The following is a 23,178-nucleotide window of genomic DNA, read 5'->3' on the forward strand; positions in this document are numbered from 1 at the left end:
GTCAAAATAATGACTGAGTTTTTATGCTATTAACCAACCAAAAAACTATAAATTATGAAAATTTACTTACAATAAATAAGGGTAACTACTCCCTCATTTTTGCGAGTGCAAATGTACTGTTGTTTTTAAATTATTCTCAACAAAAAATCAACTTTAACATTTTTAACACAAAAAATACTTTTTAAATTATTGGTTTATTGTATTATTCTCAATTATTATTGCTTTTTATAACGTTCCTCGCAATTCTTGCTCTCTCTCAATTGATTCAAAAAGAGCTTTAAAGTTACCTGCACCAAATCCTCTTGCTCCCATTCTTTGAATTACTTCAAAAAATAATGTAGGTCTATCTTCAATAGGTTTAGTGAAAATTTGTAATAAATACCCTTCTTCGTCAGCATCGATCATGATGCCTAATTTTTGAAGCTCATTGATATCTTCTTTAAATTTATGCATGTGATCTTTTAATCGATCTGGAATTGCATCATAATAAGCTTGAGGTGGGGTGCTTAAAAACTCTATACCTCTAGAGCGCATATCGGCAACTGTTTTAATAATATCATCGGTAGCAACTGCGATGTGTTGAACTCCTTCGTCTTCATAAAAATCTAAATATTCTTCAATTTGTGAACGTTTTTTACCGTTTGCAGGCTCATTAATTGGAAATTTAATTCTACCGTTTCCGTTAGACATTACTTTAGACATTAAAGCTGAATATTCAGTAGTAATTTGTTTGTCGTCGAATGAAAGAAAGTTCACAAACCCCATTACATCTTCAAACCATTTTACCGCCTCGTTCATTCTGTTCCACCCAGTGTTTCCAACCATATGATCGATAAATTTTAACCCTACTGGCTCTGGGTTGTAATCTGATTTCCATTCACTATATCCTGGCAAAAAGATTCCATTATAATTTTTACGTTCTACAAAAACAAAAACTGTTTCCCCGTAAGCGCCATAAATTCCTGCACGAACTACTTCTCCGTTTTCATCTTTTTCTACTACTGGTTCAAAATAAGGTTTTGCTCCTCGTTTTGTAGTTTCTTCAAATGCTGAACGTGCATCTTCAACCCAAAGCGCAATTACTTTAACACCATCTCCATGTTTTTTTACATGTTCACCTATAGGCGATTTGCTATTTAAAGCAGTTGTTAACACAATGCGGATTTTATCTTGTTTTAAAACATACGATGCTCTATCTCTTACGCCGGTTTCTAATCCTGCGTAAGCAAGAGATTGAAATCCAAATGCTGTTTTGTAAAAATGTGCTGCTTGTTTTGCATTACCTACATAAAACTCAACATAATCTGTCCCTAGAAGGGGAAGGAAATCTTGCGCTCCTTCGAATATTTTTTCTAAACCGTAGTTTACTGATTTTAATTCTTCACTCATGATCTTATATTTTTTAAGCTAAATTGCTTTTTAATGTTGTTTATCTATTTTTAGTCTAACCAAGATTGATAATATTTTTCATCTGCAATTTTCATTGCTTCTTCTGTAACCATTAAAGGCTTAAATGTATCAACCATTACAGCTAATTCTTGTGTTTCTGTTTTACCAATACTTCTCTCTGCTGCACCTGGATGTGGGCCGTGAGCTATCCCTGCAGGATGTAAAGAAATATGCCCTGCTTCAATATCATTTCGGCTCATAAAATCACCATCTACATAATATAAAACCTCATCGGCATCAATATTACTATGATTGTAAGGAGCAGGAATTGATAATGGATGGTAATCGTATAATCTTGGAACAAACGAACAAATTACAAATGCATTTGTTTCGAAAGTTTGATGAATAGGCGGTGGAAGATGAATTCTACCCGTTATAGGTTCGAAATCATGAATGGACAATGCATATGGATAATTAAAACCATCATAACCCACTACATCAAACGGATGCGTAGCATAAATCATGTCAAAAATTTCGTCTTTCTTTTTTACTTTAATTAGAAACTCGCCTTTTTCATCATTAGTTTCTAATTCATAAGGACGACGAATATCTCTTTCACAATAAGGAGAATGTTCTAACAATTGTCCGAACCAGTTTCTATATTGTTTTGGTGTGTAAATTGGCGAATGAGATTCTACAATAAACAAACGGTTGTCTTCTGTATCGAAATCTATTTTATAAATAATTCCACGAGGAATAATTAAATAATCTCCATATTTAAACTCAAGGTTTCCGTAAATAGTTCTTAATTTACCTGTTCCACGATGAATAAAAATCATTTCATCTGAATCGGTGTTTTTATAAAAATATTCGGTAGTAGATTTTTTTGGTGCTGCTAAAGCAATATGACAATCGGAATTTGTTAAGACAATTTTCCTGCTTTCTAGATAATCATCTTCTGGAGCAACTTGAAAACCTCTTAATCTATATGATTGGATATTGTTCGCTTTTGCAATTTTTGGAGCAATGTTATATTGTCTTCTAATTTCTTTTACTTGCGTAGGGCGTTGTTCGTGATACGAATTTGTAGACATACCGTCGAAACCAACTGTTCCAAATAATTGTTCGTAATATAAATCGCCACTTGGTTTACGGAATTGCGTATGTCTCTTTGGTGGAATTTGTCCTAATTTATGATAAAATGGCATAATTTTAATTTTATTAATTAAACAATAAGAAAAATGTAGTACCTACATTAATAATTGATACAACTATGCAACTCATTCAGGATTTCTCTTGATAAGGAATTTTAAATGCGCCAATAAACCGTTCCAATTAGGTTTCATATAGTACAAATATCGTAAAAAAAATTAAGTTTTAAAAGTAAAATCCAACCGTAAACCAGGTAAAATGTTTGCCGGTTTCTGGAGACCAAGAATGCTTTACTTCTATTGGCCCAATAATAGTTTCAAATCCATAGCCAACTCCATAACCAGAATACATTGGCTTAGACACCCAAGTGTCATCTTCAAAAATATTAGTTCCAATGTTTGCATAGTTTGCCGTGAATTCTATATGATGTTTCTTAAAAATCTCATAGTCTGCAACTACACTTCCTTTTATATAACTATCTCCAAGCAAACTTACAAAATCATAACCCAGAAATGGCCTAAAGTTATTTAAGCTTGCAAAACCATAACCACCTAAAGCAAAATCAAAAGAATTTATGCTTTTTTCACCAATTGCAAAACCTGCTTCTGATTGTAATTTAACCGCAATTTTTTTGAAAAATGTTTGAACTACAGCGACATCTCCTTTTACAATTGAAAAATTTTCGAAATCATCATTATAATCAGATGAATACACAAACGACTTTATTTCACCATTAAAGTAAGCTCCTTTTTTTGGAAAATATTTTTGATTAAAAGTGTCGAATTTTAAATATCCGAAAAGTGAAAAATAATCACTTTTATCAAATATAGGGTTTGTATTTAACAATGTTTCCGATTTAATTCTTAAGTGTTTTAGTTCAGCTCCACCTCCAATAGAGAATTTTTGTGCAAAAATAGTTTGTAAGTAAAGTTGGTTTGATAAATCAGAATAATCAACATTCAATGAACTAATTCCTAATGTTGTTAAAGTAACTCCATTATTAAAATCTGACGGTATATTTTTGTTAAAGGTTGAATATCTAGAATTAATTCCAAAACTCCAATAGAAACCATTATCAATATAGTAGTTTAAATTATACCTAAAATTATCTCCCAATATTAAATCTAATGAAAGCACATCGTTTTTTACTAATATTTTTTTCTGAGTTATATTTAACAAAGCTCCGCTTTTAAATAAATCATCATAATGCAGACCAAATTTTAAAAACCTATTGATTTTTTTTTCTTTTAATTCAAGAATCAATTTCGTTCCGTCTTCAACATTTTTAAAAGAATAAAAAACAGAACTGAAATTTTGAGTAGCATTTAAATTATTCACCCCTTTTTCAAGATCTTCAAAAGACACAATAGTGTTTTGTTTGATTTTCAACTTACCCATAACATATGCTCTGGTGAAGTTTTCAAGACTATTTATCTCAATACCGCTTATATAAATAGCATTTGAAACAATAATTTTATCTTTCAAAAGAGTAGTTTTGTTTTTATCTAAAGCAGGTGTACTTAGCGCCTGTTTAGCTGCAATTTCACCTTTAGGAATTAATTCTCCTACTTTCTCAAAAGAAATAACATTATAACCTTTAATATCTGGTTTAATATATATATCCGTTTGTTTAATTTTTTTAGACATTTTCTCAGCCATTGAGTAGCTGTTAATTTGGCCTAACAAACTTGTAACGTCATTTAATTGATCTCTGTTTTTTAAACCATCTTGTACATCAACCCCAATTATAAAGTCAGCTCCTCTCTTCTTTAATTCCTCAACAGGATAGTTGTTAACAACACCTCCATCAATCAAAAGTCTTCCATCGATTTCTATTGGACTATACAAAGTTGGCAAAGCTCCACTTGTAACTAATGCTTTTGCTAAAATACCTTTATCTAAAATTACTTCTTCTCCTGTTTCAGCATCAGTAGCGATACAGAAAAAAGGGATTTTTAATTTACTAAAATCATCAACATCAGAAACATGAAGGGTTAATTTTGAAAGTAAATTAAAGTTATAAAGACCTTTAGAATAACCCGAAGGAAGTCCAACTTTAAATTTATAAAAAGGAAGGGTTACTGCGTAAATTTCATCGTTTCTTTTTTCATAAAAAGACTTTGAGTTTCTTGGTGTATAATCTTGTAACAAAGCTTCAATATCAACATGGTTGAATAAGTACTCTAAGTCTTTACCACTATAACCAGAAGCATATAAACCCCCAATTATAGCGCCCATACTTGTCCCACCAATATAATCAACCTTTATTCCTAATGAATCAATTACTTTTAAAACACCTATATGAGCAAGTCCTTTGGCTCCACCACCACTTAAAACTAATCCAATTTTTGGTTTTTTATTAGTTGTAATTGAATCTTGTGCAAAGCTGATTTGGGAAATCATTAGTAGGCTTATTAACAAGATTAACTTTTTCATAAATTTTTATTGTTGTATTGTTTTGTAAAAGTCGGTAATTTTTTTTGCTTTAGAAAGCCCAACGACCTCTGAAATTTCTTTTTCCGTTGCCAATTGCATTCTTTTAACACTTTTGAAATGTTTTAGTAACGTTATCATTGTTTTTTCGCCAATTCCAGGAATAGACTCTAATGAATTGGTCAATGCTGCCTTACTTCTTTTATCTCTATGATGTGTAATTCCAAAACGATGCGCTTCATTTCTAAGAAACTGAATGATTTTTAAAGTCTCCGATTTTTTATCCAAATATAATGGAATGGGATCTTCTGGATAAAACAATTCTTCAAGTCTTTTTGCAATTCCAACTATAGCAATTTTTCCACGCAAACCTAAATCGTCTAAACTTTTTAAAGCCGAAGACAATTGTCCTTTTCCTCCATCAATAATGATTAATTGTGGTAATGGTTCTTTTTCATCGAGCAAACGTTTGTATCTTCTATAAACAACTTCTTCCATGGAAGCGAAATCATCTGGACCTTCCACTGTTTTGATGTTAAAATGACGGTAATCTTTTTTACTGGGTTTTCCATCTTTAAAAACTACACAAGCCGCTACAGGGTTTGTTCCTTGAATATTAGAATTATCGAAACACTCTATGTGTCTTGGTTCAACCGAAAGACGTAAATCTTTCTTCATTTGAGCCATAATTCTATTGGTATGCCTATCTGGATCTACAATTTTAATTTGTTTCAATTGATCCATTCGATAATATTTAGCATTTCGAATGGATAAATCTAAGATTTGTCGTTTATCACCTAATTGCGGAACTGTAATTTTTAAATTTTCTCCCAATGAAAGTGGAAATGGTAAAATAATTTCGCGCGACAATAATTTAAAACGTTCTCTAAGCTCAACTACTGCCAATTCTAAAAGCTCTTCATCAGTTTCTTCTAGCTTTTTCTTAATTTCCATAGTATGCGAACGCACAATTGCTCCGTGAGAAATTTGTAAGAAATTCACATAAGCCATTGCTTCATCTGAAACAATTGAAAACACATCAATATTAGATAATTTCGGATTTAAAACTGTTGATTTTGCCTGATAACTTTCTAAAACTTGTATTTTTTCTTTGATTTTTTGAGCCGCTTCAAATTCCATATCTTCAGCAAACGCTTTCATTTGAATTTTAAATTCTTTTAAACTGTCTTTAAAATTTCCTTTTAAAATTTGTCGAATAGCTTCTACTTGTTTTTGGTAATTTTCTAATGACTCAAAACCTTCACAAGGACCTTTACAATTTCCAATATGATATTCTAAACAAACTTTATATTTTCCTGATTTTATATTAGCATGTGACAAATCATAGTTGCAAGTTCGTAAAGGATATAATTCTTTAATCATTTCTAAAATCGTATTGACAATCTTAAAATTGGTATACGGACCATAATATTCTGAACCATCTTTTGTAACTCTTCTTGTTGGAAATATTCTTGAAAAGGGTTCGTTTTTAATGCAAATCCATGGATAGGATTTATCATCTTTTAAAAGAATATTATATCGTGGTTGAAGTTTCTTAATCAAATTATTTTCCAACAACAATGCATCTGATTCAGTGGCAACAACAATGTGTTTAATGGAAACTATTTTTTTTACTAAAACACTGGTTTTATAATTATCGTGACTTTTAGTAAAATAACTCGAAACTCTTTTTTTTAAATTCTTTGCTTTACCAACATATAAAATCTTGTCGTCTTTATCAAAATATTGATAAACGCCAGGATTGTCGGGCAAAGTTTGTATTTGAAGCTCGAGATTTGTAGTAGACATTGATTAAAGATATCGCTTAATTCACAAATTTACATAGATTTTTATTCTACTACTATTTTCTATTCCTGAAATTACTACTTTTAACAGATATTATAGATTTATGAAAAACAACAACATCATACAACTTTTAGGCGAAACCATTTTACCTGGTGAAAGCAAAACTATTGAAGTAGAAATTGCAAAATTACACACCATGACCAAGCTTAAAATTCCGATAATTATAGAGCGATCTAAAATTGAAGGTCCGGTTGTATTATTTAGTGCTGGGTTACATGGCGATGAAATTAACGGAACCGAAATTGTACGACAATTAATTATAAATAAAATAAATAAACCAAAGTGCGGAACCATAATTTGCATTCCAATTATCAATATTTTTGGATTTGTAAACCAAAGTCGTCAATTTCCTGATGGTCGCGATTTAAATCGTGTTTTTCCAGGAAGTAAAAATGGCTCCTTAGCAAGCAGATTTGCACACTTTTTAGTAAAAGACGTTATTCCGGTTGTAGATTATGCGGTCGATTTTCATGCCGGCGGAGCAAGTCGTTTTAACGCCGCTCAAATAAGAATTATCCCAAATAATGCAGAATTAAAGGAATTGGCAAAAGTATTCAATGCCCCGTTTACACTTTATTCTAAAAACATTCAAGGTTCGTTTAGAAATGCTTCTACAAAACTAGGTGTAAAAATGTTGCTTTTTGAAGGTGGAAAATCATTAGACTTAAATGCTGAAATTACTGAAGAAGGTGTTGACGGAGCAAAACGTTTCTTAGCACATTTAGACATGCTAAACCCTAAAAAAGAAGCTAATTTTACCTACGACGAAACGTTATTTATAGAAAAATCAAATTGGATTAGAGCTCACTTTTCAGGAATGTTTATTGGTTTAATAAAAGCTGGGAGCTTTGTAAATAAAGGTGATATACTGGCAACTATTTCAGATCCATTTGGAAAAGTAGAGCACAAAGTTAAAGCACCAAATGACGGCTATTTAATCAATGTAAATGATGCGCCAATTGTCTATCAAGGAGATGCTATTTTTCACATATCTACCAAATTAGAAGAGTAACCTAACAATTATCATGTTTTCATGTTTCTTCAATCTTTAGTTTTGTAAAAACTATAGCATAATGAAGTACTGGAAAAAGTTAAAACAAGAACAGTTAAAAGAAAGAGTACAAAAAGCATTATTTGAAAATGTAAATTTTTCTAAAGATATTTCTTTGGGTTACCCCGCATCAAAATTAGACGGAAAAGTTTTTTATGACGATGCTCCCTTTTTAAAAGACGCTCCTACCTTACAAACGTATGTCGCTAATCCAAACAATATTGGCTGCCATACTTTTGGAACTTCTGAAACTGCTTTTAGCGGTACACAAGAAATTGAGCGCGAAGTTTTAAATGTTTTAGCCACAGACGTTTTTAATCTTGATGAATTTGATGGATACATTGCTCCTGGAGGAACTGAGGCAAACATTCAAGCTATTTGGGTATTTAGAAATTATTTCATGCATAATTTTGACGCAAAATTATCGGAAATTGTCATTTTAGCTTCAGAAGACACGCATTATTCCATTCCAAAAGCTTCTAACTTATTGCAAATTGAATGGATGAAAATTCCGGTTCATTTCAATGAAAGAAATATTGACAAAACAGCTTTAGAACAAATTATTGTAGATGCCAAAGCAAATGGTAAAAAATACTTTATTGCAGTTTCTAATATGGGTACAACTATGTTTGGTTCGGTTGATAATCCAGACGATTATACTTCACTTTTAGAAAAGCACAATGTGACATATAAATTACATATTGATGGCGCTTACGGCGGATTTGTTTATCCGTTTAGTAATAAAGATTCAGTAATTAACTTTAGTAATCCTAAAATTAGTTCAATTACAATTGATGCACATAAAATGCTACAAGCTCCATACGGAACTGGTGTTTTCATTTGTCGTAAAGGATTAATTGAAAACGTACTTACTAAAGAAGCCGAATATGTAGAAGGAATGGATTTAACGCTTTGCGGAAGTCGTTCTGGCGCAAATGCGGTAGCGGTTTGGATGATATTATTTACATATGGACCAAACGGTTGGTTTGAAAAAATAAGCATCTTACAAATGCGCACACAATTTCTTTGTAATGAATTAGACAAACTAAATATTTCATATTTCAGAGAACCACACATGAACATTGTAACCATTCATGCAGAAAATATTCCTCATGAAATTGCAGAAAAATACGATTTAGTACCTCAACAACACAATGATGACAACAAATGGTATAAAATTGTACTCATGGACCACGTAGAAATAGAACATTTAACTACTTTTATAGACGAATTGAAAGCGTTTTTACATGTTTAAGAAAGAATTAAGGAAAAAGTATAAAGGAAAAAGGGAAAAGTTAACCGAACAAGAAATTGAAGAGAAGAGTTTGGCTATAGCGAATCAATTGGTTCAACTGGACATTTGGGATAAAACCTATTACCATTTATTTTTACCTATTGAAGAACAAAAAGAAGTTAATTCTGAATATATTTTAAATATTTTACAAGCAAAAGATAAAGAAATTGTGATTTCTAAAAGTGATTTCGCCACTACTTCCATGTTGCATTTTTTACTAACAGAAAACACCAAGATTAAAAAAAACGATTACAATATTCCGGAACCTATTAATGGTTTAAATGTCCCTACAGAAATGATTGATGTAGTTTTTGTACCTCTTTTAGCGTATGATAAATTAGGAAATCGTATAGGCTATGGAAAAGGGTTTTACGATAAGTTTTTAAGTGAATGCAAACCCGGAGTTGTCAAAATAGGGCTTTCGTTCTTTGAACCTGAAGAATTAATTGAAGATGTTTTTGAAAATGATGTGAAATTGGATTTTTGTGTGACGAGTGATGAGATTATAGAATTTTAATTAAAGTGAAAATCGCATTTTAAAAAAAACTTGTCTAGGTCTTAATTGAAAATTTGTTTCAACATAACTAAAATTGGAAACTGAAATTGTTGTATAGTTTGCCGTGTTAAAAATATTATTTAATTGAAATTCGAAATCAATATTTTTCTTTTTCCAAGTATAACGATATAAAAAATCTAAAAAATTATATTCGTTATTTTTATCGAATGAATTATTAATTAAAAATTCTGTGTTAAAAGCAAAATAATGCAGTTCTTTTGGATAAAAATTTAAATTTAAACTATGCAGTTGATTTGTAATAGTTTTGATTTTGGAACTTCCTATTTTGTTTTTAGAAAAACTAGAATTCGATTTCATCTCAACTTCAAACCATTTTACTATTTCTGAATTAATTTTAAATTCTAAAACTATATTATTGTTTGCAATTTGATTTAAATTGTTATTAATTAATTGTGAGAAAATTGATTGCGAAAAGATTGAGTTAAAACTAAAAGTTGAATTAATTTTAGACACATATTTACTTAATTTGAAATTTACATTATAATTTTTTCTTTTATTATCCATTTGAACGGCTTGCACTTCTACCGCTCCAAACTGATTAATTGAAGAATTGTATAAAATATTATTTTGTGTATTTGAAAACGTATAAAAAACATAGCCAAACCAAGATGATATAGGGTTTTTATAATTCACACCTAAATTATAACTGTTGCTAATACTTTCTGGTAAAACCGCATTAAAACGTTGAATATTTCTATAATTAGTTAAAATGTAACCTCCATAAATTTGATTGGTTTTCCCAAATTGAAAGCTTCTGTTGTAACTTGTACTTATTTTCCATAAAGCATTAAGTTCTTTTGAAATATTTATCTTAGGTTCAAAAGCAATCTTATTTTTCTGATTGTTTAAATTTTGTGTGTGTTGCCATTTAAAAAAATAATTATTTACAGGTGCTTTAAACTCAAGCCGCCAATTGTTTTTTTTGAATTGAATTTGTGGCTCTAAATAAATTTTATACTTATTAAAACTAAGATTATTATGAAAATCTGTTGAATTTAGTATTGTATTATTTACAACTATTTCAGAATTAAGATTTTCATTTTCATACAAAAATCCCAAACGTTGATTTATAGTAAATGAATGTAGTGCTTTAGTAAAGTTTAAAGCATTATTCGTAATTAATTTAGTGCTTTTTGCATTTTGTTGTAACAATTGATAATTATCTCCATTATTAAGTAAATCTCCAAATTGACCTGGAGAAACAATAAGGTTTTGAGGCGTTTTACTTAATGCTACATTAGAATGTATTGTAAACAATTGTTTGCCTATAACAAAAACTCGTTTGAAATTATTATTTATAGTAAAGTACTGATTACTTAAACGTTGTTGAATTTCCGAATTATTTACATTTAAATAACCCGTTTGACTATCCCAAAAAGCTTTATACTGAAATTTATTTTTAAAGTATTTCTTTTTAGTATTCTGTTCTAGCGTAATGTTTGCATCAAGATTGTTTGTGAAAATTTTATTTTGTTTTATTTCTAAAAGCTTAATTGTATCGGCTATTGTATAAAAATTTGTTTGAGCATATCCATTTTGCTGTTGATAATCATTAAAATACGAAAAATTGGCTTTTAATTGAAGTTCGTTTTTTAGCTTTTGTAAGAAATTTACCGATGCTAAATGCGTGTTATTATTAAGCCACCGCTTTTCGGAAAAACTTGGAGCACTTAAAGCCTGAATAGATAGCCAATCCTCTTTTTCATTATTTGCATCCAATTTATCAATTAAATCCTCGATAGTTAATACTTTATTTTGATTGCTTATATTATTACCCACATTATTAGCTTGATACGAAGCAATAATTTGCCTTGTTTTAGAAAAAAGCATTGGTGTAATATTCGCATGATATAATATTGGATTTGTTCCAATACCTAATTCTGCTTGACCTGTAAACGAAATATTATTTTTTAATTTAATATTTAATGCTGCGTTTTCAGAAAAAGTTAGGCTATCTAATAATTTTATAGGCTGATGGTTTTCTAAAACTTGAACTTTTGAAACTTGATTAAATGGTAAATTTTTATTTGCTAAATTATATTTTCCTTCTAATAAATCTAAACCTTCAATATAGTATTTATTAATCGGTTTGCCTTGATATAAAATTTTTCCATCAGATAACACATCAATTCCAGGCATTTTAGACAACACATCGGCTATTGTTCTGTCTTTTTCACTTGCAAACGAGGCAACATTATAACTAATAGTATCGCCTTTTTGTTTTATTATATTTTCCTTTACTATTACTTCTTTTAATTGAGTTACTGAAGGCTGTAGTACAAAGTTTTTTATTTGGGAAGTGTTTTCTATTGTTTCTGAAATTGTTTCAAAATTAAAGCCTTTTATTTTTAAGTTAACATTTTCTAAATTGGTTGAAAAAGAAAGTGAATAATTTCCATCAAAATCGGAAATAGCATAGCCTAAAATGTTTTCTTCATTGTCGTAAACAACAACACTCAAGTTTGAAACTAGATTATTTTCAACGTCTTTTAAAGTACCTTTTAAAATTGTTTGAGAAAAAATAAAATTTGAAATTAGTATGAAATAAAATGCTGAATAACCCTTCATGAAATATTAATTGTTAAAATTCAAATAAATACTTTTTTTCAACTTTATTTTCACCTGCTTCAATAATCTTTTTTTCACTTTCGTTATCAACTCCAGCCCATTTTATTAAACTTCTATGAGACCCAAGTATTGTAGTGTATAATTGGCTAAACTTTATAGTTGCTATTTTTTCAGTTAATGGTTCTGGCATAATACCTTTTTTATTTTCTATCCCAACAAGTTGTATGTTATAATTTAGTTTTTTATTTTTTATTTTTACAATTAATCCTGGTAAGCCTTGGTAAAAATATGGCCCATTATTTATAGGTATATCTGCCGTAAACCAAGCCTCATATTCAGTATTATTATATATTGCAGTAGCAAGTTGTGTTTTATAGTTTAATATAGAATCATATTTTTGTTGCAACTGCCACTCTAATTGAGGTGTTTCATTATTTATTTCAATATTAGTTTTATCAACACCAACTAATTGATATTTATATGATTTATGTTCTTTAAAAACAACATATTGCAATCTGTTTTCTGGATATTTTGCCTTTGCTTCTAAATAGCCATATATATCGCCTTGTTTACGAAATTCTATTTTTAAAGAATCTAAAATTAATTTTACAGGGCTTACATAAACACTTTTTTGGGGACTATAAAGCAGTTGCATTTTTTCGATAAGCACATCTCCGTTTTCTAAAATTATTTCGGTATCGTAAATAAACTTTACATCGTATTTCTCTACTTGACTATAAGACATGTTAACAAATAAAAAAACAATACAAAATTGATAAATTTTAATTTTTTTTTTCATAATATACTAAAAACAAGGAGGCCTTTAGCCTCCTATTAACTAGATTAACCGCACAATGCTGATTCCATTGCATCCATTAAATCAAAAAACTCATCCACTGTAAAATCACCTACTCCCTGAACCGTTGCTCCACAAGAAGTCATAATAATATAAGGCATTGGTTTTAAAACATCATTTTTCACCTCTCCAGTAGAAGCAAAAGAAAAACTACTTACTAGCATAAATGCTAGTGACAAAAATAAATTTTTCATAATTTAAAAATTTTAGTTAAACATTAATTTAATAATACAAAACTAAATAGGACAACAAGAAAACATTATGCTAAAATAGCATGTTTCAATGTAATTTTTACATAAAGAATTATTTCTTAACATCAGTTACAGATTATTTGTACATTTTGTTAAAGCTTGTGCTTTTTTTACAAAATTGAAAAAAAAAAAAAAATAGATTTGTATTTTAATGTTATATTAAAACCATAATGATTTCAATTTCAAAACTACGCCAACTACGAAAATCGAAGGGATACTCGCAAGAAGAACTCGCCGATTTATTATGTATTTCACAATCGGCTGCGCGTATAGAAAATGGAAAAAGCAAAAGCGTTTTTAACTATATAGCAAAAATAGGTGTTATTTTTAATATTTCTCCTACAGAATTATTAGAAACTAGCGAGCTAAATGAAAATAGAATGCTCTTTGATCAATTAAAAGAAAAAAATATGCTCATTGAATTATTGCAAAATAGAATTGCAAATTTAGAAACTACAATTAATTTACTTCAAGAGATTACTATTCCATCTTAATTTCAGAACTTCCAAACGCTTTTTTATTGAACACAATTAGAATTCCAACACCTGTAGAAATAGCAATGTCTGCAACGTTAAAAATAGCGTTAAAAAATGTAAAGTGATTTCCGCCCCAAACAGGAATCCAAGAAGGTAAAACACCGTCCCAAATAGGAAAATAGAACATATCAACTACTTCTCCATGAAACCAAGTTCCGTAAGGCTCGCTTGAAAAAGCTGTTGCCACTTGGTGATAACTGTCGTTAAAAATTACACCATAAAATACAGAGTCAAGAATATTACCTACAGCGCCTGCAAGAATTAATGCAATAGCTACAATTAAAAAAGTAGATTGCTTTTTTATAACAGAATCCCAAAGCCACCAGCCAATACCAAATACTGCGCCTATTCTAAAAACAGTTAAGATTAATTTACCATATTCTCCAGGAATAACAGCTCCCCAAGCCATTCCTTCATTTTCAATAAAATGAATACGAAACCAATCTAATCCTAAAACATTGATAGATTCTCCAATAAAAAAATGGGTTTTAATATAAATCTTTGATATTTGATCTATTAACAATACAAGAACAACTAATAAATAAGCTCTTTTTAAAGACATTGTGGATATTTTTTTACAAAAGTAAGAATTTTGTGAAATAAAAAACGCTCCTGTTGGAGCGTTAGTCAATTTTTATATAAAGATTAACGTTGCAAGTTCTTTGCCTCTATACTCATAGTTGCATGAGGAACAACTTTTAAACGTTCTTTAGCAATTAATTTACCCGTTACTTTACAAATACCATACGTTTTATTTTCAACACGAACCACAGCATTTTTTAAATCTCTAAGGAATTTTTCTTGACGAATAGCTAATTGTGAATTTGCTTCTTTAGACATTGTTTCACTTCCTTCTTCAAATGCTTTAAATGTAGGTGATGTGTCATCGGTTCCATTATTTGAATTGTTCATATATGCACTTTTAATAAGCGCTAAATCAGCATTTGCTTTTTCAATTTTGTCAAGTAGTAAAGCCTTGAACTCTGCTAATTCTGCATCAGAATATCTTAATTTTTCCTCTACCATAACTTATTTTTTTATAGTTTTACAATGTGAAAGATAAAATCTTTCGGCTTCATTATTTCGAAATCAATATTAATGTTTTCAAGTCATCAAACTCAATTTCCGTACCATTTTCTAAATTTTCTTTAAAAAGTAGCTCGTTCGTTAAGGTTTCCGATTTAATATAACTCAAATTTGCTGCTACAGCTTGTTCAATTTCTTCATTATTTTGAATATGAACAATAATTTTATCCGTTACTTCAAAACCAGAATCTTTACGAATATTTTGAATCCTATTTACCAGCTCTCTTGCAATACCCTCATTGCGCAACTCATCAGTAATTGTAATATCAAGAGCAACTGTAATTCCGTTTGCATTAGCTACTAACCAACCCGGAATATCCTGTGATAGAATCTCTACATCTTCGGATGTTAAATTAATATTTTTTCCTGAAACAACAATTTCAAGATTTCCATCCTTCTCAATTTGATTAATTTGATCTTGACTAAAGTTTTGTATCTCTTTAGAAATCAGACCCATATCTTTTCCAAAACGAGGTCCAAGTGCTTTAAAATTAGGTTTAATTTGTTTCACTAAAACACCAGAAGCGTCGTCCATTAAAACCACCTCTTTCACGTTTACTTCTGCTTTTATAAGATCAGAAACCGCCTCAATTTCAGCACGTTGATTTTCGTCAAGTACCGGAATCATTACCTTTTGTAAAGGCTGACGCACTTTAATCATTTCCTTTTTACGCAATGATAAAACCAATGAAGAAACCGTTTGTGCTTTCATCATTCTACTTTCCAATGATTTATCAACAAAGTTTTCAACCGAAACCGGAAAGTTTGCTAAGTGTACACTTTCAAAGTTTTCAGAACCCGTTGCTTGTGTTAAATCGCGATATAACCTGTCCATAAAGAAAGGTGCAACCGGAGCAGAAAGCTTAGCCACAGTAAGTAAACACGTGTAAAGCGTTTGGTAAGCAGCAATTTTATCTTGTGCGTATTCACCTTTCCAGAAACGTCTTCTGCATAAACGAACATACCAGTTACTTAAGTTTTCTTGTACGAAATCTGAAATAGCTCTTGTTGCTTTTGTAGGTTCATATTCTGCGTAAAAAGCATCAACGTCTTTAATTAATGTATGTAATTCTGATAAAATCCAACGGTCAATTTCTGGTCTTTCCTCTAATGGAATTTCTGCTTCAGCATAGGTAAACCCATCAATATTTGCATATAATGAAAAGAACGAATAGGTGTTATAAAGTGTTCCAAAGAATTTACGACGAACTTCAGCAATTCCCTCAAGATCAAACTTTAAGTTATCCCAAGGATTTGCATTAGAAATCATATACCAACGCGTTGCATCGGCACCATATTCTGAAAGTGTTTCAAAAGGATCAACAGCGTTCCCTAAACGTTTCGACATTTTCTGTCCGTTTTTGTCAAGAACTAATCCGTTTGAAACGACATTTTTATACGCAACTTTATCAAAAACCAAAGTTCCAATAGCGTGTAACGTATAAAACCATCCACGTGTTTGATCTACTCCTTCTGCAATAAAATCGGCTGGAAAATCTTGATTTTCATCAATTTTTTCTTTATTTTCAAAAGGATAATGCCATTGTGCATAAGGCATAGAACCCGAATCGAACCAAACATCAATTAAATCACTTTCTCTTTGCATTGGTTTACCTGAAGGTGAAACTAATACAATTGCATCGACTACATTTTTATGTAAATCAACCAAATCATAATTTGCTTCAGACATGTTTCCAATTTCGAATCCTTTAAACGGATTTTCTTTTTGGAAACCAGCAGCAATTGATTTTTCGATTTCGTTGTATAATTCTTCAACAGAACCAACAATCATTTCTTCTGCTCCATCTTCAGTTCTCCAAATTGGTAATGGAATTCCCCAATATCTTGAACGAGATAAATTCCAATCGTTAGCATTCTTTAACCAATTTCCAAAACGTCCTTCTCCTGTAGCTTTTGGCTTCCAGTTGATAGTTTCGTTAAGGTCGAACATACGTTCTTTTACTTCGGTTACTTTAACAAACCAAGAGTCTAACGGATAATATAAAATAGGTTTGTCAGTTCTCCAACAATGTGGATAACTGTGCACATATTTTTCAACCTTAAAGGCTTTATTTTCTTCTTTTAATTGAATAGCTATTTCTACATCAACAGAACGCTCAGGCGCTTCACCGTCGTTATAATATTCGTTTTTAACGTACTTCCCAGAATAATCACCTAAACCTTGAATAAATCTTCCTTGTAAATCTACTAAAGGCACTAAATTATCATTAACATCTTTCACAAGCATTGGCGGCACTTCTGGTGTAGCTTCTTTAGCCACTTTAGCATCATCTGCTCCAAATGTTGGCGCTGTGTGAACGATTCCTGTTCCATCTTCCGTGGTAACAAAATCTCCCGAAATTACTCTAAATGCATTTTCTGGATTGTCATTTGGTAAGGCTAATTTCATTAGTTGTTCGTAACGAATTCCAACTAAATCTGCTCCTTTTCCTTCGGCTATAATTTGGTATGGTATTTTTTTATCTCCTGCTTTATAATTTTCGAAATCGGTAGTTTCTTCAGTTGCAAAAAATCCTTTTCCAAATTGCTTTCCAACTAAATTTTTAGCCAAAACAACATTGATAGGTTCAAAAGTGTATTGATTGAATGTTTTTACTAAAACATAATCGATTTTTGGTCCAACTGTTAAAGCTGTATTACTTGGCAAGGTCCAAGGGGTTGTTGTCCAAGCCATGAAGTATACTGTTCCAAAACCTTTAAGAAAACTCGGCAATGTACTTTCGATAGCCTTAAATTGTGCTACAATTGTAGTATCGGTAACATCTCTATAAGAACCTGGTTGATTAACTTCGTGAGAAGATAAACCTGTTCCTGCTTTTGGAGAATAAGGTTGGATTGTGTATCCTTTATAAATTAAATCTTTTTTATAGATTTCTTTCAACAACCACCAAACCGTTTCCATGTATTTTGATTTGTAAGTAACATACGGATCTTCCATATCTACCCAATAACCCATTTTTTCGGTCAAATCGTTCCAAACATCTGTATAACGCATAACGGTTTTTTTACACGCTTCGTTATATTCTGCAACGGTGATTTTTGTACCAATGTCTTCTTTGGTAATTCCTAATTCTTTTTCAGTACCTAATTCAACTGGTAAACCATGAGTATCCCAACCTGCTTTACGCTTAACTTGAAAACCTTTTTGAGTTTTATAACGACAAAAAATATCTTTAATAGCACGCGCCATTACGTGGTGAATTCCAGGTAATCCGTTTGCAGAAGGTGGCCCTTCAAAAAACACAAAAGGTGTTGCTCCTTCACGAGAAGTTACACTTTGTTCAAATATATTTTGTTTTTTCCAAAAATCAAGCACTTCAGATGCCACAGTTGGCAAATTAAGTCCTTTGTATTCAGTGAATTTTGTACTCATTTTGTCGTAATCTTAATTGAAGTTGCGAAAGTAGTGATTTATAGTAAATAGGCAAAAGGCAAAAGACAAAAGTTTGATGATTTGGTACTTAAAAAGGGTCTAATTAAAAACCTCTTTAAAAACTTCTACCGATTTTGGCGTTTTAAAACCATCGACATTTAATGTAAAAAAATTGATGATGACTTTTAGAAGAATTTGTCTTTGATGAGCCGAAAAATAATTTTCTGTATTATCAAGCTTTAAAGCCAAGAGCCTTTTTAGCAAAATCGTTTCATCAATCGACAAACTATTTGATGAAGGTGAAGCATTAAAAACTCCTTCTAATTGATCGAAATAATTAATTTCATCTGAAGGATTTTCTGGATAAAAACCCAAATATTTTGTAATTTGAATTAAAACAATTAGATGAAAATTTGAAATTTCATCATGATTATCAAGCCATAATAAAGCGGTTTCTAGATATTCAAAAAGCGGTTCATTTGGTTCTTCTTCTTTTATTGCGTGGTTTAAAAATTCCGACAAGAACAAAACAATTGTGGTTTTATAAATGTCGTAACCTATAGTTTGATAAGGGTTTGCTATTTTAATATCTTTAAAGCGCTCTAAAGTTCCTTTATTTTTATTTGTAGCCTCAATTTCAAGTTGCATTAAAGGTTGAAAAAAAGCAATTTTTTGTTTGTTGTTTTTTCCTGTAAAAGCGTTATTTACAAAATAAGACTTTATTCCATTACTTTGAGTGAAACACTTAACAATAAGGCTTTTCTCTTGGTATTTTAAAGTAGAAATTACAATAGCTTTGGTTTTAATTTGCATTATCGAATAACCATTACTTTCTTAACAGTTGTGTCTGTTCCATCCTCAGAAGATATAAAAACCATATATACTCCTGATGCAACTTTATGACTTCCGAAGGCAGTTTGATCCCACTCTATTGTTCCCCCTGAAGAGGTGGTTTCATGAACCAAATTTCCTTCAATATCAGTGATTTTTATATTTGCTTGATCAGTTAACCCTGCTATTTTAATTGTGCCCGAATAATTTGGACGCACTGGGTTTGGATATACAAAAACATCAGCCAAATCGTCGCTAGGTTTTGTAGAAGTCCCTAAAAAAGAAACCATTCCCATATCGGTAGCAAAAAAGACTTCACCCGTTACACCATCTATTTCAATATCGTTAACATTGTTGCTTGGCAAAGGTGAGTTTGATTTTGTAAATTGATAAATGGTTTCTTGTCCATTTGATGAAACCAAGAAAACTCCACCATCAGCAATTGAAACCCATTTATTATTGGCACCATCAACCACAATATCTAAAATTGTTTGCTGGTAGAATAATTCTTGAGCCAAATCTCCTTCTTGAATAATAATTGATGTCGTGGTAAATTCGGTATCTGAAACAAACCTGTCTACACTAGATAATATTCTTAATCCTTTAAATGTCCCAATCCAAAGTTGGTTTCTATTGTCAATTGCAACACATCTTACATCGTTATCGGGCAGATTTCCATTTTCTACATTAATAACAGCGGTTTTGTTGTTATATGTATCATTAAACACCAATAAACCATCATTAATAGTTGGAACCCATTTCGTTCTATTCTTGTCAATTGCTATAGGAGCATATCTTCCATTAGAAATTGTTGGTAATACTGCAGACATATCATAAGATTGCCATTGGCCATTTGTTCTTAATACTTTTAAAGGCTTTGTTACTGCTGCGTTGGTTACCCATAAATTCCCATCTTTATCAAAGGCGGGGCTGTTAATTCTTACATCAATATAACTTGGATTTGGAGGCGATAATGTTAACGACTCTAAACCATTTGGAGCTGTATTTACACTATTATATAAAGTGACTCCGTCATCATTCACTTTTAACAAGCCCGAAAAAAAAGAACTTGCATAAATTTCATTATTGTTATTTGGGTTTATCGCTAAATCTGAAATTGATTTTGCTTCAAATAAATCGTCATATGGGATTAGTTCCCAACCCAAGTCTTCAGAATATTTACTGATTCCAAAACTATCTAATGGATATGGATTATAAAGTCTTGAGTAATCTCCATAAACTGCCCAAAGATAATTTTGAGCTTTTTTTACTCTAAATATGTAATTTCGAACAGGTCCGTTTGGACTCATACTCTCAAAAGTAGTTGGATTTGATAGTAATGTAGAAAACAAACCATTGCTTTCTGTTCCAATAAAAATTTGATTACCTACAACTGTTGCTGCTGTAAAGTTCACAGTATATGAAGGAATATTTGTTATATGAGCTGCTAAAGAATAAACCTCATCAATTACATAAATATTATTTCTAGTTGTAATTATAACTTCACTAGAATTAGTTTTAATTTTTAATCCGCTTTGAGCTTGACTTAAAACCTCTACGAATGTAGCTCCAGTGTACCTGTATGTTTTAGAGTTGGTATTCATGGCAACTATTGTATTATTAAAGGTTACAATTCCGAACCAATATCCTGCATCAAACGTTTGCCATTGAGAAAAATCGTATATAAAAGGATTATTTAAGCTTGCTTTTCTAATTCCATAAAGTGTTGTTACAGCATAAATTTCATCATTTAAAACTGTAGTTTGCAAAACCTTTACCTCTTCTCCTGCTGGTCCAATAAAGTAAGTGGATTCAAACTCTAAGTTTGAAAGGTTTAACACCGAAACACCATAATCACATGAAATATAAAGTTTGCCATTATACTCATATAAATCATTAATTCTCTTAATATTTGGAGCTACGGGAACTTCTTCAATAATATCAACCTTAGTAGTAACACTCCCATCTTCATTTACAATAACTAATTGTCCATTACTGCTTCCTGCTATCGTTTTATTAAAGGCATCTGAATGATGTATTGCGGTAATAGATTCTGGTTTAAATCCATTAATAGAATTATAAATATTTAGATCGTTTAAATTTAAATCTTTATAAAAAATACTATTTGTAGTAGCTGCAAAAACGGCGTTCAAACCACCTTCTACATCAACAATTTCATTATAGGAATAATAACTTTTCCACAACTGGTTTTGTTGTGGAAAAACGAAATGACTACATATTATAAAAAGAAATGCTATTTTGAATTTCATATTCTTCAACTTTATACAAATATACTATAAACGTATAAATATGGTTTTGGTATATTCATAAAATAAAAAAGGTTTTCGAATTAACGAAAACCTTTTTAAAAAAATGTTAGTGATTTATACTACACCTTGACCAAGCATAGCGTCAGCTACTTTAACAAAACCTGCAATATTAGCTCCTTTCACATAGTCAACATAACCATCTGAATCTTTACCATATTTTACACAAGCCTCGTGTATATTTGCCATAATACTTTTTAATTTCTCATCAACCTCTTCACTTGTCCATCCTAAACGTAGTGAATTTTGAGACATTTCTAAACCAGAAGTTGCAACACCTCCTGCGTTAGATGCTTTTCCTGGAGCAAATAATATTTTTGCTTTTTGGAATACTTCAATTGCCTCTGGAGTTGAAGGCATGTTTGCACCTTCAGCAACACAAATACATCCGTTTGCTACTAATGCTTTTGCTTCTTCTTCATTTAATTCATTTTGAGTAGCACAAGGTAATGCAACATCGCATTTTACTTCCCATGGACGTTTTCCTTCAACAAATTTTGCGTTTGGATATTTTTTTACATATTCTGAAATTCTTGCGAAATCTACATTTTTAATTTGCATAATGTGTGCTAATTTCTCAGCATCAAATCCATCCGCATCATAAATATATCCTGAAGAATCAGAAGCTGTAACAGGTTTTCCACCTAGTTCAATTACTTTTTCAATAGCATATTGAGCTACATTTCCTGAACCAGAAACTACAACTGTTTTACCAGAAAAACTTTGACCTTTAGTTGCAAGCATACTTTGTGCAAAATAAACATCTCCATAACCTGTTGCTTCAGGACGCATTAATGATCCTCCAAAAGAAGGTCCTTTTCCTGTTAAAACTCCTGTGAATTCGTTTCTTAATCTTTTGTACTGACCAAACATGAATCCTACTTCTCTTCCACCTACACCAATATCTCCAGCAGGTACATCTGTATCAGCTCCAATGTGTTTTGATAATTCTGTCATGAATGCTTGACAGAAACGCATAATTTCGTTTTCTGATTTTCCTTTAGGATCAAAATCAGCTCCACCTTTTCCACCACCCATAGGCAATGTTGTTAAACTATTTTTAAACGTTTGCTCAAAAGCTAAAAACTTTAAAATACTTAAATTAACAGATGGATGAAAACGAATACCTCCTTTATAAGGCCCAATAGCTGAATTCATTTGAATACGATAACCTCTGTTTACTTGAGTTTTTCCAGCATCATCTTGCCATACAACTCTAAACATAATTACACGCTCAGACTCAACCATTCTTTCCAAAAGCATTTTGTTTTGGTATTTTTTATTTTCTTCAATAAAAGGAATAACTGTTTCAGCTACTTCTTTAACCGCCTGCATAAATTCAGGCTCATTTGGATTTCTTTTAGCTACTGCTTCAATAAAAGATGATACGCTTTCTTTCATGATATTATTGTTTTGATTTACTATTAAGTTTAGACTTAATTTTCGAGGAACAAATATACATTTTTAAAAATCACACGTGAAATTTTTACAAAAAAAAGAGTGAAAAAGTAAAAATTAAGAAATTTTAAACAAGAATTTTAATATTTTTTTTTTATGTGAACTTAGT

The 23,178-nt window shown here is 30.8% G+C and carries 17 protein-coding genes; 4 read left to right on the forward strand and 13 right to left on the reverse strand.

What is annotated here, in order from left to right:
* Positions 1 to 225: 225 nt before the first annotated feature.
* From hppD to uvrC, 4 genes are all read right to left on the reverse strand, one after another.
* Entirely contained in the window at positions 226 to 1,389 is a 1,164-nt protein-coding gene (hppD, locus tag OLM55_RS02905) for a 4-hydroxyphenylpyruvate dioxygenase (RefSeq protein ID WP_264559921.1), read from the reverse strand.
* 50 nt (positions 1,390 to 1,439) lie between these two features.
* Entirely contained in the window at positions 1,440 to 2,597 is a 1,158-nt protein-coding gene (locus tag OLM55_RS02910) for a homogentisate 1,2-dioxygenase (protein ID WP_264559922.1), read from the reverse strand.
* 169 nt (positions 2,598 to 2,766) lie between these two features.
* Positions 2,767 to 4,977: a patatin-like phospholipase family protein gene (locus OLM55_RS02915; RefSeq protein WP_264559923.1), complete on the reverse strand. Its 2,211-nt coding sequence runs from the start codon at positions 4,975 to 4,977 to the stop codon at positions 2,767 to 2,769.
* 6 nt (positions 4,978 to 4,983) lie between these two features.
* Positions 4,984 to 6,783: an excinuclease ABC subunit UvrC gene (uvrC, locus tag OLM55_RS02920; RefSeq protein ID WP_264559924.1), complete on the reverse strand. Its 1,800-nt coding sequence runs from the start codon at positions 6,781 to 6,783 to the stop codon at positions 4,984 to 4,986.
* 100 nt (positions 6,784 to 6,883) lie between these two features.
* Between uvrC and OLM55_RS02925 the strand changes: the two genes are divergently transcribed.
* From OLM55_RS02925 to OLM55_RS02935, 3 genes are all read left to right on the forward strand, one after another.
* Positions 6,884 to 7,852, forward strand: coding sequence for a succinylglutamate desuccinylase/aspartoacylase family protein (locus OLM55_RS02925; RefSeq protein WP_264559925.1), 969 nt, complete (start codon positions 6,884 to 6,886; stop codon positions 7,850 to 7,852).
* A 61-nt stretch (positions 7,853 to 7,913) separates the two neighbouring features.
* Complete coding sequence (locus tag OLM55_RS02930; RefSeq protein WP_264559926.1) at positions 7,914 to 9,146, forward strand: pyridoxal phosphate-dependent decarboxylase family protein; 1,233 nt, start codon at positions 7,914 to 7,916, stop codon at positions 9,144 to 9,146.
* Positions 9,139 to 9,702 (forward strand): 5-formyltetrahydrofolate cyclo-ligase, encoded by a 564-nt coding sequence (locus OLM55_RS02935; RefSeq protein WP_264559927.1) that lies wholly within the window; start codon positions 9,139 to 9,141, stop codon positions 9,700 to 9,702. The genes OLM55_RS02930 and OLM55_RS02935 overlap by 8 nt, the downstream gene beginning before the upstream one ends.
* On the opposite strand, the gene OLM55_RS02940 is transcribed toward OLM55_RS02935, so the two are convergent.
* From OLM55_RS02940 to OLM55_RS02950, 3 genes are read right to left on the reverse strand one after another with little or no spacing between them, the layout of a single operon-like run.
* A complete protein-coding gene (locus OLM55_RS02940; protein ID WP_264559928.1) occupies positions 9,703 to 12,330 on the reverse strand; it encodes a TonB-dependent receptor in 2,628 nt (875 codons plus the stop codon).
* Between the two features lie 13 nt (positions 12,331 to 12,343).
* The gene (locus OLM55_RS02945; protein WP_264559929.1) at positions 12,344 to 13,129 is read right to left on the reverse strand and encodes a GLPGLI family protein; all 786 of its coding nucleotides are present in this window, start codon (positions 13,127 to 13,129) and stop codon (positions 12,344 to 12,346) included.
* A 44-nt stretch (positions 13,130 to 13,173) separates the two neighbouring features.
* Positions 13,174 to 13,380, reverse strand: coding sequence for a hypothetical protein (locus OLM55_RS02950; RefSeq protein ID WP_264559930.1), 207 nt, complete (start codon positions 13,378 to 13,380; stop codon positions 13,174 to 13,176).
* 227 nt (positions 13,381 to 13,607) lie between these two features.
* On the opposite strand from OLM55_RS02950, the gene OLM55_RS02955 reads away from it, so the two are divergent.
* Positions 13,608 to 13,931, forward strand: a complete 324-nt coding sequence (locus OLM55_RS02955; RefSeq protein WP_264559931.1) for a helix-turn-helix domain-containing protein — start codon at positions 13,608 to 13,610, stop codon at positions 13,929 to 13,931.
* Here OLM55_RS02955 and OLM55_RS02960 read toward each other — a convergent pair.
* From OLM55_RS02960 to gdhA, 6 genes are all read right to left on the reverse strand, one after another.
* Positions 13,918 to 14,535, reverse strand: a complete 618-nt coding sequence (locus OLM55_RS02960) for a lipoprotein signal peptidase (RefSeq protein ID WP_264559932.1) — start codon at positions 14,533 to 14,535, stop codon at positions 13,918 to 13,920. The two genes, OLM55_RS02955 and OLM55_RS02960, sit on opposite strands and share 14 nt — an antisense overlap.
* Positions 14,536 to 14,618: 83 nt before the next feature.
* On the reverse strand, positions 14,619 to 14,999 hold the full coding sequence (locus OLM55_RS02965) for a TraR/DksA family transcriptional regulator (RefSeq protein ID WP_264559933.1): 381 nt from the start codon (positions 14,997 to 14,999) through the stop codon (positions 14,619 to 14,621).
* Between the two features lie 52 nt (positions 15,000 to 15,051).
* Positions 15,052 to 18,453 carry an isoleucine--tRNA ligase gene (gene ileS / locus OLM55_RS02970; protein WP_264559934.1) on the reverse strand — a complete coding sequence of 1,134 codons (3,402 nt, stop codon included), beginning with the start codon at positions 18,451 to 18,453 and terminating at the stop codon, positions 15,052 to 15,054.
* 99 nt (positions 18,454 to 18,552) lie between these two features.
* A complete protein-coding gene (gene recO, locus OLM55_RS02975; RefSeq protein WP_264559935.1) occupies positions 18,553 to 19,266 on the reverse strand; it encodes a DNA repair protein RecO in 714 nt (237 codons plus the stop codon).
* Positions 19,266 to 21,554, reverse strand: a complete 2,289-nt coding sequence (locus tag OLM55_RS02980; protein ID WP_264559936.1) for a two-component regulator propeller domain-containing protein — start codon at positions 21,552 to 21,554, stop codon at positions 19,266 to 19,268. The genes recO and OLM55_RS02980 overlap by 1 nt, the downstream gene beginning before the upstream one ends.
* Before the next feature lie 114 nt (positions 21,555 to 21,668).
* Positions 21,669 to 23,012, reverse strand: coding sequence for an NADP-specific glutamate dehydrogenase (gene gdhA, locus OLM55_RS02985; protein WP_264559937.1), 1,344 nt, complete (start codon positions 23,010 to 23,012; stop codon positions 21,669 to 21,671).
* Positions 23,013 to 23,178: the final 166 nt, after the last annotated feature.

Source organism: Flavobacterium sp. N2270 (assembly GCF_025947225.1).
GTDB lineage: Bacteria > Bacteroidota > Bacteroidia > Flavobacteriales > Flavobacteriaceae > Flavobacterium.

What these genes read in the sequence shown, in the direction of transcription:
- hppD (WP_264559921.1), bottom strand. Translation starts at nt 1,389, where the DNA reads ATGAGTGAAGAATTAAAATCAGTAAACTACGGTTTAGAAAAAATATTC.
- OLM55_RS02910 (WP_264559922.1), bottom strand. Translation starts at nt 2,597, where the DNA reads ATGCCATTTTATCATAAATTAGGACAAATTCCACCAAAGAGACATACG.
- OLM55_RS02915 (WP_264559923.1), bottom strand. Translation starts at nt 4,977, where the DNA reads ATGAAAAAGTTAATCTTGTTAATAAGCCTACTAATGATTTCCCAAATC.
- uvrC (WP_264559924.1), bottom strand. Translation starts at nt 6,783, where the DNA reads ATGTCTACTACAAATCTCGAGCTTCAAATACAAACTTTGCCCGACAAT.
- OLM55_RS02925 (WP_264559925.1), top strand. Translation starts at nt 6,884, where the DNA reads ATGAAAAACAACAACATCATACAACTTTTAGGCGAAACCATTTTACCT.
- OLM55_RS02930 (WP_264559926.1), top strand. Translation starts at nt 7,914, where the DNA reads ATGAAGTACTGGAAAAAGTTAAAACAAGAACAGTTAAAAGAAAGAGTA.
- OLM55_RS02935 (WP_264559927.1), top strand. Translation starts at nt 9,139, where the DNA reads ATGTTTAAGAAAGAATTAAGGAAAAAGTATAAAGGAAAAAGGGAAAAG.
- OLM55_RS02940 (WP_264559928.1), bottom strand. Translation starts at nt 12,330, where the DNA reads ATGAAGGGTTATTCAGCATTTTATTTCATACTAATTTCAAATTTTATT.
- OLM55_RS02945 (WP_264559929.1), bottom strand. Translation starts at nt 13,129, where the DNA reads ATGAAAAAAAAAATTAAAATTTATCAATTTTGTATTGTTTTTTTATTT.
- OLM55_RS02950 (WP_264559930.1), bottom strand. Translation starts at nt 13,380, where the DNA reads ATGAAAAATTTATTTTTGTCACTAGCATTTATGCTAGTAAGTAGTTTT.
- OLM55_RS02955 (WP_264559931.1), top strand. Translation starts at nt 13,608, where the DNA reads ATGATTTCAATTTCAAAACTACGCCAACTACGAAAATCGAAGGGATAC.
- OLM55_RS02960 (WP_264559932.1), bottom strand. Translation starts at nt 14,535, where the DNA reads ATGTCTTTAAAAAGAGCTTATTTATTAGTTGTTCTTGTATTGTTAATA.
- OLM55_RS02965 (WP_264559933.1), bottom strand. Translation starts at nt 14,999, where the DNA reads ATGGTAGAGGAAAAATTAAGATATTCTGATGCAGAATTAGCAGAGTTC.
- ileS (WP_264559934.1), bottom strand. Translation starts at nt 18,453, where the DNA reads ATGAGTACAAAATTCACTGAATACAAAGGACTTAATTTGCCAACTGTG.
- recO (WP_264559935.1), bottom strand. Translation starts at nt 19,266, where the DNA reads ATGCAAATTAAAACCAAAGCTATTGTAATTTCTACTTTAAAATACCAA.
- OLM55_RS02980 (WP_264559936.1), bottom strand. Translation starts at nt 21,554, where the DNA reads ATGAAATTCAAAATAGCATTTCTTTTTATAATATGTAGTCATTTCGTT.
- gdhA (WP_264559937.1), bottom strand. Translation starts at nt 23,012, where the DNA reads ATGAAAGAAAGCGTATCATCTTTTATTGAAGCAGTAGCTAAAAGAAAT.